This window comes from Paenibacillus sp. Marseille-Q7038, assembly GCF_965111595.1.
In genome coordinates this window covers 714,497-728,357 of the sequence record NZ_CBCOOM010000001.1, presented here as the reverse complement: position 1 = coordinate 728,357, position 13,861 = coordinate 714,497, and the positions used below count along the sequence as shown (strand labels likewise).

At 41.6% G+C, this 13,861-nt stretch carries 10 protein-coding genes; 2 read left to right on the top strand and 8 right to left on the bottom strand.

What is annotated here, in order from left to right; genetic code table 11:
• The first annotated feature begins 200 nt into the window (after window positions 1-200).
• Together ACWPWY_RS03570 and ACWPWY_RS03565 are read left to right on the top strand one after the other, a co-directional pair.
• Window positions 201-1,409: an MFS transporter gene (locus ACWPWY_RS03570; RefSeq protein WP_454190423.1), complete on the top strand. Its 1,209-nt coding sequence runs from the start codon at window positions 201-203 to the stop codon at window positions 1,407-1,409.
• Window positions 1,410-1,656: 247 nt separating this feature from the next.
• A complete protein-coding gene (locus tag ACWPWY_RS03565; protein ID WP_454190422.1) occupies window positions 1,657-2,571 on the top strand; it encodes an ArsR/SmtB family transcription factor in 915 nt (304 codons plus the stop codon).
• A gap of 97 nt (window positions 2,572-2,668) precedes the next feature.
• Here the strand turns inward: ACWPWY_RS03565 and ACWPWY_RS03560 are convergent, their stop codons facing one another.
• Genes ACWPWY_RS03560 through ACWPWY_RS03525 form a run of 8 tightly spaced genes read right to left on the bottom strand, consistent with a single transcriptional unit; the run spans window position 2,669 to window position 13,812 of the window.
• Window positions 2,669-3,661: a carbohydrate ABC transporter permease gene (locus ACWPWY_RS03560; RefSeq protein WP_454190420.1), complete on the bottom strand. Its 993-nt coding sequence runs from the start codon at window positions 3,659-3,661 to the stop codon at window positions 2,669-2,671.
• 1 nt (window position 3,662) lies between these two features.
• Window positions 3,663-4,538, bottom strand: a complete 876-nt coding sequence (locus ACWPWY_RS03555; protein WP_454190419.1) for a carbohydrate ABC transporter permease — start codon at window positions 4,536-4,538, stop codon at window positions 3,663-3,665.
• A 3-nt stretch (window positions 4,539-4,541) separates the two neighbouring features.
• Window positions 4,542-6,953: a DUF5696 domain-containing protein gene (locus ACWPWY_RS03550; protein WP_454190418.1), complete on the bottom strand. Its 2,412-nt coding sequence runs from the start codon at window positions 6,951-6,953 to the stop codon at window positions 4,542-4,544.
• 15 nt (window positions 6,954-6,968) lie between these two features.
• Window positions 6,969-7,586: a Yip1 family protein gene (locus ACWPWY_RS03545; RefSeq protein WP_454190417.1), complete on the bottom strand. Its 618-nt coding sequence runs from the start codon at window positions 7,584-7,586 to the stop codon at window positions 6,969-6,971.
• Window positions 7,583-9,082: a hypothetical protein gene (locus ACWPWY_RS03540; RefSeq protein WP_454190416.1), complete on the bottom strand. Its 1,500-nt coding sequence runs from the start codon at window positions 9,080-9,082 to the stop codon at window positions 7,583-7,585. The genes ACWPWY_RS03545 and ACWPWY_RS03540 overlap by 4 nt, the downstream gene beginning before the upstream one ends.
• Window positions 9,083-9,092: 10 nt before the next feature.
• The gene (locus ACWPWY_RS03535) at window positions 9,093-9,956 is read right to left on the bottom strand and encodes a carbohydrate ABC transporter permease (protein WP_454190415.1); all 864 of its coding nucleotides are present in this window, start codon (window positions 9,954-9,956) and stop codon (window positions 9,093-9,095) included.
• Window positions 9,957-9,962: 6 nt separating this feature from the next.
• Window positions 9,963-10,871 (bottom strand): carbohydrate ABC transporter permease, encoded by a 909-nt coding sequence (locus ACWPWY_RS03530; RefSeq protein ID WP_454190414.1) that lies wholly within the window; start codon window positions 10,869-10,871, stop codon window positions 9,963-9,965.
• Window positions 10,858-13,812: an extracellular solute-binding protein gene (locus tag ACWPWY_RS03525; protein WP_454190413.1), complete on the bottom strand. Its 2,955-nt coding sequence runs from the start codon at window positions 13,810-13,812 to the stop codon at window positions 10,858-10,860. Before ACWPWY_RS03525 ends, ACWPWY_RS03530 begins: the two co-directional genes overlap by 14 nt.
• Window positions 13,813-13,861 lie beyond the last annotated feature (49 nt).

Genomic DNA, 13,861 nt, shown 5'->3' with positions numbered 1-13,861 from the left:
AACAGGTAACAAGGATATGAAAACGAACATCCCTTGACAATTAGATGAAGGTTTTCTGCCTAACATGAAAGACATCTGAAGATGTTGTAAAGAATTTTTAACAATGAACTGCTTAACCATGAACAAAAATTCAGTGTGCTATACTGAAATAATGGAAACACTCAACTTAAGAAACGGCAGAAAGGAAGTGAACTGGCGCCTTGAAATCATGGAAAGTTAATCTCATTGTGCTCTGGTTCGGACAGTTTCTCGTTAATGCAGGCATGACGATGGTAACTCCGTTTTTGTCCCTTTATCTCGCTCAGGATCTTGGTGTAACGGGTGAACGAGAAATCGGACTGTGGGCAGGTTTTATTTTTGCTGCTAACTTTCTGACCTCTTTTATTTTTCAGCCTCTATGGGGGAAACTCGCTGATAAATATGGCAGAAAAATCATGTTGCTTCGCTCCGGATTTGGAATGGCGATTGTAATTGCCCTTATGGGACTCGCTACCAGTCCTTGGCATCTGTTGTTCCTTCGCTTATTAAACGGTACAATATCGGGCTTTAATCCCGCTGCTGTAGCACTCATTTCTGGAACGACACCGAAGAAACAAATGGGCTTTGCAATGGGAACTGTTCAATCAGGACAAGTAGCAGGTACGATTCTTGGACCCCTCATTGGCGGAATTCTAGCCGATCTCGTAGGGTTCAGACCTATCTTTTACATTACAGGATCACTTATTTTTATTGCGTCCATGCTGGCACTCTTTTTGGTCAGAGAAAGTTTCGATCGGGAAGAAGCTGCACACTTACCTCAGCAATCGGTTATGGAAGGTTTGCGCGAGCTGACAAAAGCACCTCAATTACCTGCGTTATTTGCAGTTACATTTCTTCTGCAGTTTGCAATGGTAAGCCCGATGTCACTCTTGCCACTATATGTACATAAGCTCCATGGTACAGCAGAAAACCTTGCCTTTTTTGCCGGGGTAGTCAGTGCCGTAGCCGGAATTTCAAATATGATCACTTCTCCACTACTCGGTAAACTGAGTGACAAAGTTGGGTCTCATCGTATTCTGACTTTCGCGCTGATAGGAGCAGCCCTAACACTGATTCCTCAAGCTTTCGTAAATAGTGTGTGGCAGCTTGTCGCGATCCGGTTCCTCATGGGTGTATTTATGGGAGGACTGCTTCCAAGCGTCAACTCTCTAATTCGCAAGTATACCCCCGACGGAATGGAAAGCCGGGCCTTTGGATTTAACAGCAGTACACTGGCTTTAGGGAACATGATAGGCGCAGTAGTCGGAGGCTTCTTATCCGGTTTTATTGGGATTGAAGGTCTCTTTATTATCTCAGGTGTACTTCTTCTTATTAATGTAGTTTGGGTACGGGCAAAACTTTATTCACGAAAGTCTATTGAGTCTCGCTAATCACATTTTTATATTGCTTTAATTGATCAAATTCGTAAAAGGACTTTCTTCAAGCCGGTAAGTGTAGCTTGACAAGAAGGTCCTTTTTACTTTTTAGAATTCACTTAATTTGATATAGAGATAAATATGATCACATACATAGAAAACGTAGCGTAGTAAGCTTGAGCTTTTTGTAATATAATTAATTAATCCATCTATTCCAATTATATCCTATACAAACTAATGAACCGAAGGAGACTTCACTTTCATGATTATAAATACAAATGAATTATATCTGCCGGTATATGAGGCACTTGCAAGTGATGTCAGACTGCGAATGATTGAACTGCTGTCACATCAAGATATGAACGTAAAAGAACTAGCTCAAGCTCTAAATTTAAGCAGTGCAATCATGACGATGCATGTAAAAAAACTGGAAAAGGCAGGGATAATCACATCCAATCTTGTATCCGGTCAGAACGGAACAAAAAAAATGTGTAAGCTGACTACCGAAGGGATTGAAATCGTCTTCCCTCAAAAAGAAAGAACACGCCGAATGTTCCACGAATACATTGTTTCCATCGGTCATTATAGTGATTTCGTCGTCGAGCCAACCTGCGGCCTTGCAACAACCACAAAAGTAATCGGGCTGTTTGATGAACCCAGATACTTTCTGGATGCGGAGAGAGTAAATGCAAAAATACTATGGTTTACAAAAGGTTATGTAGAGTATCGAACTGCTAATTTCATCCTAAAAAGCGAAGAACCTACGGAACTTGAAATTTCTTTTGAGATTTCATCCGAGGCTCCTTCGGCTAATGATAATTGGCCTTCTGATATTTCTTTCTTTTTCAACGGAATACGGCTTGGTATTTGGACGAGCCCTGGAGATTTTGGCGGATCGCGCGGTAAATTTACACCCGAATGGTGGTGGGATGAGATTAATCAATATGGACTGTATAAAGTGCTTCGTGTAAACAATGAAGGAACCTTTATCGATGGACATAAAATCTCGGATATTACACTAACGGATCTGGATATTCGGTCTAAACAGTGGACCTTCAGAATTGCCGTGGAAGAAGATGCGGAGCATATCGGAGGAGCTACTTTATTTGGAACAGGGTTCGGTAACTACAATCAGGACTTGGTATTCAAACTATACTATGAAAAAGTAGACGTATAAAAGGCAGCACCCCCGGGTTTATGTAATAGCGGGAGTGCTGCCTTTTTTATTTTTGTACGATAAATCCGTATAAGAAACGTATTGTATAACCGTCGTATTACTCTCCTGCGATACCGCTTCGTTCCACGCTTTCTACAAAATATCGCTGAGTAAACATATAAAGAATAAGAACAGGGAGTAGCGTTAGTACAGCTGCAGCCATGATTTGATTCTGGAGTGTCGGAGCTAGACCAATCGCACTGCTGGCAGAAATACTTTGAGTTGCCTGTTGAAATTCAAGATTTGCGTTTCCGTTAAACAAAGCCATATTTTGAGCCAGATTAAAATATTCAGGTACCAACAAATACATATTCGGTTGAAATAAATCATTCCAATGCCATACTACTGAAAATAGAAATACAACAAGCATAGCAGGTTTGGCTAAAGGAAACATGATCGTCCAGTAAGTCCGAAACGCCCCCGCCCCATCAATCCGTGCTGCCTCTTCAAACACGGTAGGAAGTCTTCGATAGAATTGTACAAAAATCAAAACAAATAGTGCTCCCTTCAGTCCGTGTCCAAGTGCAGAAGGCACGATAAATGGCAGATGTGTGTTCACCCACCCTAGATCAAGAAAAAATGTGAACAATGGGACTACAATCGTTTGTGGAGGTACCAAAAACGTAAATACGACAAGAGCCATCCACAAAGTTTGCCCCGGAAACCGATAACGTGCAAAACCATAACCCACTAAAGAACAACTTAACACTTGCAATATAGCACTGCCAAACGAAATAATGGAGCTGTTAAGAAGACCTCGCCAAAAATTAATCTCGTTCATGGCAATACTGTAGTTTACTAAGCTGAAGTCCTTGGGAATCCATTGAATGGTTGCATCTGCAATATCTTGCGGTCGCATTAGCGATTTGGACACCATATAAAGCAAGGGGTACATAAAAACAAAAGATAAGCTTAAAATGGTGAGATAAAAAAGAACTCCTTTGATCGTTTGTCCTGATTTGCGTACTGCTCGAAATTGCCAACCCAGCTCTTGCTTATCAGATAAAACATCAGAAGGCATTGTCCATCTTCGAATAACCGATTTCAACATGTCAAGCCCTCCCCTCTGTCTGCAGTAAGCTTTTTCTGAACAAGAAGAAGATTAAAGCCAGTACAATCGAAATAACTATAAAGTAAATCCAACCCATCGCAGAACCGTAGGCATAATTATTTGTTTTAAATACATTATTCATAATGTGATTCATGATATGATTATCCGTTTTTGTGAACGAGTTCACCACACTATAGAGTGTATTTACAAAGATCATTGGCATAATCATCGGAAAGGTGATTTTCCAAAAAGCTTCCCATTGGGTTGCCCCGTCACACTTTGCCGCTTCATACAGAGAAGGAGAAATAGTCTGCAGTCCAGCAATAAAGATGAGAATTTGTACACCAGCATCCCACATAACTAAGGTAAGGGAATCTGCATACTTTAATAAGGGACCCAGAATAGCACCCGGAATAAAATCATTAAGCATCCCAAACAGTCCATACTGATAAAAAATGGGAAGCTGAGCTGCTCCTTGCTCGAGTAGTTCTCTTAAGATAGCACCGGACGCAATAATCACAGGCAAAAAGAAGATACCGCGAAAGATGACTCTGCCTTTAAAATTTCGATTCAGCAATAATGCACTAAACATGGCAAAGATAAGAATAAGCGGTACTTGGGTAAGCATGGTAGTCATTGTCTTTTGTAATAATGGTAAGAAATCAACATCCGTTGTAAAAGCAGCCCGATAATTCGTAAACCCCGCAAACTCAGCGACGAATCCCTTTTCAGTGACCGTAAGTTGGTTTATGGAATAATAAAAGGATTGTCCCAAGGGATACAACATAAACATTATGAAACCGATGATCCATATAGAAATAAATCCATACCCCTCTAAAATATGTCTGCCTCGCATGGAGAGCTTTGATTTTCTCATCACTTATGCTCCCCCTCCTTCTTGCACGATGTATCCAAGCTCAGGTACGGTCAATCCCTCAACCTCAGCTGCCTCTGTACGATAATTTACATATACAGAAATTCCATTGCTGTAGGTAGTAATATAGACCCCGCTTTCCATCTGCCTATGATCTTCAATGAAAGCTCCCTCCAATTGCTTGTACAGCCCTTGTAACTGGCCAAATTCTTCAGCAGCCACTGACGACCAGTACGTGTATTCGGAGCTCCATAATTCATCTTCCATCGTTCGCTGCAACAGGTTAGTTGGCTGATAGGTAAGTCGCATACTTGGCAGCGCACCATATTCAATCATACGAAGTTTCTCATTAATCGCATCATCTCGTAGATTGGTGGGACTGGCACTGTACGGTATGAGACCACGGAGTACAATCTGGTAGAAAGGAACCGTTTCATCTGTATAAATAAAATGGCTGGAATCAAGCGGTACATTGTCAATGGTATCAATATGACCATAAGTATACGCATTCCCATAACTAACCCCTGATTTTAAATCGGAGCTGCGCACAGTATCCATGGCTTTCATCCATTTCTCCGCTATACTTTGTCTTGTTGAGATACTTTTCGGATCCAGATCAGAGATTAGCGTCTCTCCCCAATAGGAAAACTGAATACCCGAAGCACCTAATTTTTTAAATTTTTCTTTTTCTTTGCTTAGATATTTTTCAATGATTCGATCTGGTTTGAGCCAGTAAAATATTTCACTGTCATCATTCCATCCACTGGAGACTTCATATTCCGAGCTTACGGAAATTTCTCGATCCATTCCTCTGATGCCGTCTCTACTTTTCCGTATACCACCACTATCCTCAAGAGCACGGGAATAGTTCGCTTCTACATATAAACTTATACCGCGGTCTTTCGCGTAAGTAGCAAGTTCTCGTAAATCCTTTTCTCCCCCAAGCTTGTTTGAAATCGGAAAATGCTTAGGCTGATCTCCATATAAACCGTCCTTACCGTACCCTTCCAGTGTGATTCTTACATTCGTCATGCCTTCTTTAGCAAAACGATCAATGACCTCCTGAGCTTCACGAAAAGTAGTCATTTCAATAAATGTACTCCCTATGATCTCATCCCTCTTAATTCCTCCGACCAAACGAATCGACATGGAAGAAGCATTTTCCGTAATCGGTATAACTCCTTTACTTGTCGTCAGATACTCACGATAGGCTTTTGCCATCCCCACATAATCAGCTTCATCGCCTTGGAGCACTATGAACTGAGCCCTTCTTTCTCCTGGGATCCTTTCTCCCTGATAAAAAGGGATTTGACCCGATGCCCCGATAAAAATAACATCGTTCTTACGGTAAACAAATTCAGAAGAAACACGGTACAGTGGTATGTTCCGTATACCGGAAGGGGTAGCATTGATCTTGGCATCATAATCACCTTCTGTGATGATTCCTAAAAACCCAACACCTCCGTGGTAATTTCCAAATACAGGCATTGCTATTTTTTCTTTAGGTGGATTTACTTTACGAGAGTTGGCCTCGATATTCGTATGTTCGGCGCTCACATAAATAGGGTCAGCACCATACACATATTCTGAATAACCTGAGTAAAACATTGGATGTTCCTTTTTGAAATGAATCAGCGCTCCGGATCCGTCAGGAATAAAGATAGCTCCTTCATCTTCTCCTGAAGCGGCATTAAAAAAAGGTAGAGGTTCTAGACTTACAATTCGGGCTGTACCTGCTTCTTTGATGGATTCTTCCGGTATAATCACTTCGAGTCCATTATCCATAAGTTTATATTCCATCGTGATTTCCAGTTTTTCTATGGGAAGAAGGAAGCTTAACCTTGCCCCTAATTCTGTATACTCAATCGTCAGTTCATTTTCTTTTTCTTTTAGTGTGTGCGTCTGAACCGTATCCGTTCCTTCGGTGTATTTAATATGAAGCGGAGAATCCATATATTTTTTATTGTTTGGCATTGTAGTCCGGTCCACCTGGGGCGCACCAATCCATTCTTTTTCTGTTGATTTATCAATCAACCTAATATTCCCGTTCTTCTCATCGATATAAAGTTCGAGTTTATCATTCTCTGTTACTTTTTTTGTCGCAGTAATCGGATAGGGACCGAGAGATAGTACAGGCTCTGCTGTTACCGTTCCCGTAGAAACTTCTCCTTCAGCAGCTAACCCTTCTTCCTGGTTCTTATCCGGTTCTTCTGTTTGGTCCATTCCTTGCTGCTCTCTATCCTCGCTAGGTTCATCTCCAGTCTCCTCCAAAGATACATCTGTTTCTTCTAAGGCAAATTGAATGGAATTACTCGTATTTGCACTAGATAGATTAGACTGGCCTGATGCTGAACCAAAGTAGGGATAAGAGCTGAATCCGAGCACCAAAGCGAGAACAAATATCCATCTGCTTTTCATCCGCATGATTAACACCTACTTTCGGAAGTTCATTTCTCTAAACAGCTCAATGATGAACTGAATAAGTTGATTAATCAGACCAAACATAAGTATGCCGATAAACCATAAAATTGCGATTCCAATCATACTAAGCAGTGTAATAAATACTAACTTTCCAAATTCAAAATCATGAATTTTTTTTACTTTAAGGAGCAGAAGCCAGGCCGTCCATATAAACACGACTTTTACTAGGACCGAATACGTAGAATATTCTTGTAATGAAAATACAAAAGTAAGCAGTGTTATAGGAACGATGAAGAGTGTATAAGGAACAAGTGCAAAAGCGCTGCCTACAACCACTTCCTTAAATTTCCCTTCGCCATCAAGAATAGCGCTGACTCCCCAGTTTGATACACACCATGTAAACCAGGGAACCACGATCCAGACAAACTCATGTAGATATGAAATTTCGTACGGCTCTCTTGTTTCGAATGCATATCCGGTTAGTACAAGTGACAACATACGCGCTACATATGCCAGAAGCACCACAATGATAGCATCACGCCATCGAATATGATTCGTTTTTTGAATCTTCTCATAAAAATCAAATGGATGCCTTAACACACCAAACATCATTTGTGCTGTTGTTCTCATTTCGCCTGGCCCCCTTTCATCGTGCGATCGCCATGAGGTTGTGGCAGCGGATGCTTTTCTTTGTTACGGTAAGCACGAAAGCCCCGCAGCATTTTTCTGATCATTCGAGGCAGCAGATATCTCAGGAAAAGAAACAAAACAATGATCCCACCACTAATCCGGGCAAAATACTCTCTTATCCATTCTTTTCGATATTCAAAAAAGGCATCAGAGTACTCACCGCGAGCACCTGCTAGTTTAAAGTAACCCATGGCTTCATGATAACGTTCTGCCTTATAAAGAGACTTGCCAATCGCAAAATAAGCTAGATCGAAGTTTCCATTTTGCTGAAGCACTTGTTGCCACAGCCCTTCTGCTTCTTGATATCTTCCGTCGACGTACAGCTTAGAAGCTTCGTGGACAGTATCAGCAAAAGGAGTAGTACGGAACAGGTCAACTCGATTTCTGCCTTTATCCACAACATAAATCGTACCTTTACTAGACTGTGCGATGCTTGATGGTGTAACAAAAAGTCCGTTCTGCTCTCCTAGTCCTCCAAAAACAAAAAGCAAAGTTCCTAATTTGTCATACTGATAAATCTTACTATTCATTAGATCCAGTGCCGTCATTACTCCATTCTCATCTACTGTAATATCAATAAAAGCAGGAATAGAATCAAATGAGGATTCTCCATAGACCTTTACTCCCGGATTCAGTGTATCCACCCCGACAGGAGACAAACGTTTAACCTGATTTGTTTCCGTACCAAGTGTCGTTGTATATATAAATCCTTCCTTATCTTGAACTGCATTCGAAAACTCAAGTGGTTTTGTTGTCGCAAGTTTTGCTTTTTGTTCCTCAGTCGCGAGCATTCTTATAAACAATCGACTCCAGCTAAATCCAATATGATTAGCACCATAAAACCCTCTAAATTGCCCATTTGGATCGATTTGAATTAGCCCCTGCGTATTGCCATCACTTACAACAAACATATAGCCTCGCTTATCAACGAGAAGCTTAGAAGGTGAGTATGAAAAACGGGAACCGAGCAACGGACTTTCAGGTTTGACGAACTCTTTTTGATACGTACCATCCGCATTAAAAATGACTATCCGCTGATTTTTAGTGTCCGCTGCATAAACGGTGCCATCACCCGTCACAAATACTCCTTTGGGTTCGTTTAGTTTTCCTTTCCCTTCTTCTACACCCAGTACTTTTTTTAGCTTCCCGTCTTCTGTCAGATGTAAAATTCGGCTGTTGCCAGTGTCTACGATATAAAGGGAATCATCAGATCCTACAAAAATATCCTCCGGTGCATTCAGCGGACCAGATTCCAGGCTCACCCCTTCGATGGAACGATCAAACAGATATCCGTTAATGGAATGAACAGGATCCCCATGTGTATTTTCGGTATATCCTTGATAAGGTGCGTCTGCATAAGAGAATGCAGGTTCAACAGTTACACTCGCAAAAAATACAGCACATAGTAGAGATCCGTATCGAAGCCAACGTTTCATATGCTCCTCCCTATTCCTTCAGCCCCGAATGGGCCATCGTCTGCAGCACCATTCGCTGTGTAATGATAAATACGAGGATCGTTGGAATAATCATAAGCAAAGATGCAGCTGCAAGCGTACCTACTCTGGCTACAACACCTGCTCCCCCGCCGATCGTCTGAATTGCAAGAGGAAGCGACTTCATATCTTCTTCTGTTGTATAGACCATAGCTGGATATGGATCATTCCAAGCGGAAATAAAACTGAATAAGGCAAATGTTGCAATAGCCGGTTTTAACATCGGCAGGACGATGCTGATAAAAATTTTCCATTCCGACGCGCCGTCCATACGAGCTGCTTCAAGAAGAGCATCTGGCAGTTGTCGAAGAAACTGCGTCATAAGGAACATCCCCATTGGCGCAGCCAAGTAAGGAAGAATTAAAGCCCAGTATGTATTAATGAGCCCAAGCTTACTCACGAGCAAATACTGTGGAATCTGTACAACAAGCGGAGAAAACATCAGGGCTAATACAATCATATTGAAGATTGCCCCTCTAAAAGGCATATTGTGCTTGGCAAGCGGATACGCCGCCATAGCTGAGATGATAACTCCAAAAAACACAATACAAATACTGATAAATAAACTGTTGAAGATATAGCGTGAAAAAGGAACCGATGTCGTACCTGTAACTAAGAGTAAATCCCTGAAATTCAGCAGGGTAGGATTATTTACAAAAAAACGAGGTGGAAATAAAAATAGTTCACTAACCGGTTTGAACGCTGTAGAGATCATATAAACAAGAGGAGCCAGCATAAGCAGCCCGAGCAGCGTCAGAAAGATATATAAGACGATACCTCCAACATCCCTTTTCTTGCCTTGGTATGTGCCAAACATTACGAATCAGTCCTTTCCCAGCCAGTTAAAAATCAGTCGGTTCAGACCGATCATCATGAAGAAGAGTACAACAGCAATGGCTGCGGCATATCCCATTTCAAACTTAATAAATGCATAGTCAAACAAATGCGCAAGAATCGTATGTCCTGCATACAGCGGGCTTGGTAAGCCTACGAGCTGCACACTGATATCAAATACGGTCAAGGAACTGACAACCTGCAAAACAGCACCGAATAACAGCTGCGGTTTAACAGAAGGAAGCGTAATGTACCAAAGCTGTTGCCATCTGAATCTAATGCCGTCAATTGAACCTGCTTCATATAAATCTTTAGGAACATTCTGTAGGCCGGCAAGGAATGCAAGGAAACCCACCCCCATTGACATCCACAAAGAAACAATAATAATAACGGGCACAATTGAATTTACATTCTGTAAAAATAAATAAGGTTCGTTGATGATCCCAAGCTTACTTGCATAATAATTAAGCAGACCTCTTCGATCACCCGCAAATAGATAGAGCCATACGACGGACATCGCTGTCGCACTCGTTATAGATGGTGTATAAAAACAGAGAGTATAGAAAAAACGGTACTTTTGCGGAACTTGACTGATAAGCCAGGCCAGGAGGAAAGCCATAATATATCCTATTGGTCCTGTAATAAATGCGAATTTCAATGTAATGCCAATCGCTTTAAGAAAAATATCATCATCAACAAACAACAATCGATAATTGGACAGCCCAATGAACTTGGGCGGCTCCAAAATATTGTAATAGGTGAAACTCAGACCAATGGAAGTAGCTACAGGAACGATGGTAAAAAGTGTGAACAGAATCAGAAACGGGGCTAGGAAGTAGTAGGACACCCGATTCTTTTTTATTTCCCGCCAGAGCGAGGAACGACTATGAGTCATCATCTAAACCAAACTCCTCCCTCTTCTTCCGTAGTTCCTTGTCAATTTCTCGCACTCCCTCTTCCACAGCCTCACGGGTGATTTTGCCGTTTAGCACAATTTCGTTCCATACGTTGGCAATATGTCTTGTGGTGTAATAACCACCAATGACGACTTCACGTTCTTTGAACCATTCCCATTGCTCCAAAATAGCGTTAATATCGTTCTCTTGCCAAGGCAGGCGTTTAAGCGCTTCCACATTAGCTGTATTCCATCTGGCTTCCACTCCAAGTAGTGCTTCCAGTTCAGACCCGAATCGTTCTTGGGCATCTGCTGAAGTCCACCATTTTAAAAATTCCCATGATTCTTCCTTCATTTCTGTATCTTTAAAAATCATTCCCGTCTGTGCAAGCCCCCCAGTAGATCGATTAATTTGACCATCCGCTTCTTCTATGCCTGGCATTGGCTTCATTCCCCACCATCCAGTAAGTTCTGGAGCAGCTGTAGATAACAAGACATAAGTCGAGTAATCAGCTACGCCAATCGGCATTTCACCAGAGCGGAATCGGTTATAAAAATCAGCCTGCTTCTGGATTTTGTAATTCGTAAATAGTCCCGTCCACATCTTGAATGCCTCCATGGCTTCTGGTGAATCAAGATTTGATAACTTGCCATCTTCACGATAGAACTCTCCACCATGTTGGAACAAGAACGGAGCAAATTCATTAATAGCAGAAGCAGGATTGTTAGGTGCATGTGGATAAAAGAAATCCATTCCGTTTTGCTGCAGAATAGGAATAAGATCCATAACCTCTTCCCAAGTATCCGGCATCTCTTCTTCCGAATATCCTAGCTCCTCCATAATATCCTTACGATAGAACAGCATATTAAAGTTTTGATTTTCAGGAATAGCGAAACTTCCTCCATTGTATTCATACGGTATAAGTGCACCTGGTCTAAATCTAGCTGCAATCTCACTATAATCAGAGAAATCCTGAAGATTCACAAGACCATTTCTGACCGCATAATCAATTGGAACTTCTCCTTCGACACCTAAAGCTACGTCAGGCGCAATCCCCGAAGTACTCGCTAGTAGCAGAACCTGCATTTGTTGGGCTGGTATTACATTTACATTGACCTTGATACCGGTCTCAGGTGTAAAATCTTCATCAATCATTTGCTTGATGATGTCAACCCAATCGCGTCCTCTAGCTACCCACACTTCAAGTACTTCTTCCCCTTCATAGACATTGCCTATCCCGCCGTAGTTCTTTGTAAACGACTGTACAAAATCATAGACCATCGTCCCTGTTCTTTTCGCCCAGCCTGCACTTGGCTTAGGCCACTCCTGATCCGGTGACTTCACAATTAAATAATCTAGTAGAAGACTTTGTTTACTTAGTGAGTTAACCCATGTTCCTAGAGAAGCCTGAAGATCATTAAATTGTTGTATTCTTCCTGGTATGGACCGTGTCTCCTCTGCCATACTGAGCAGTACATCTCGAGCTTCGTATAGTGTACTTACTTCAGAACTTCCTTCGGTAACCCCAAGTTCATAAAGCGCTTTGATCGTATCATCAAAAGTACGAGCCATGAACTGAAGTCTAGGTACTAGATTTTCAATATTCTGTTCAAGTTCCCAATCTCCGTTCGGGTCAGGATTCGTGCCTGTAACCTGAATTACTTCTCGGCCGATTAAAGACATTTTACGAGTCGTACGTGTAATGTCTTCAAGGATACCTCCCAGCCCACCAACCTGAACTTCCATTCGGAGCGTATGCTTACCTTTCTCCAGATAAAATTGATACGGCTTCTCGTCTGTTCCAAATTTTGCGATTTGGAATTCTTGTTTATATGGGAAGGCAAATCCATTCATTTCATGGAATGGAACTCCCCCATCAATAGTCACTTTTCGTTCTACGGGTATTCCGTTCAGAAACCATTGTCCATAACGCGCTCCGATCTCATAAAGACCACTCTCCGGTATCTCCATCTCCCACTCTGCCCATTGTCCTCCATTTCGCCAACTAGCTCCACCGAATGTATTGAGAGTAATCGCATCTTTGTTAAAAGGTTCTGTCGAAGGTTCCCGGTCTTCTATTCTTTTTAAAGTCGGATCTGATCGCAAACTAGATTCTTCTGCCTGTACTTTAATTAGCACACCTTTCGTCTGACTATACTCTTTTGCTGTATATTCTTGACTTACTTCCTCATACGTAGGAACTGTTTCTGGCGATTGAATGTAAATCTGACCTATAGCCGCTGGTTCTCTCACATTAGTCATTCGCAAAGTATGCGCACCTTTTGTTAGATAATAACGCAGCGGTTCATATGTTTTCGCTTCTGGATCCTGAAAATCTCGGTACTGCCAGCCACTCACTTCTTTTCGAGCAGGATTAAATTCATTTCCTTGATTATCATGCCATGGCTCTCCAGATTCAGACCACATTCTCTGAAATTCAAGTTTACGAGACTGATAAAAAGGGAACTTTCCATCAATCTGTATACTTCTCACAATAGAAGAACGTTTTCCTGGCAGTGCATAGTAGTCCATGCCTATCTGGTAGAAACCATCTTCCGGCACTTCAAAATGGTATTCGCTCCAACTATTCTCCTCTGTCAGAGCAAGAAAGGGACCTGCTTGTTCCCCAAGATTTCCTACCAATTCCGTACCTTGATTACTCGTTTTTACTGCATCAGTCGATTGCAAATTGATCTTTATATTCTGTGCATCAGCTGCCCCATGATTGCTGTGCTCACTTATGTAATCCATATACGAGGATTCAAGTTTGCTTCCTGCATCTTCCTGCTCCAAAATGGAAGTCTGTTCTATACCTGTTAAAACAGGAATATGAGCCATTACATCATCGTCATACCCTCTTGAATCATTCCACCATATCAAAAAAATAACGGCAGCTAGAATAGAAATGAGGGTTATTTTGTATCGAAGCAGCCAGCGAACCACGTATGAAATACCTCCTTTTGCTAGTTCGTTCGGTATCCGTTACAGGCAA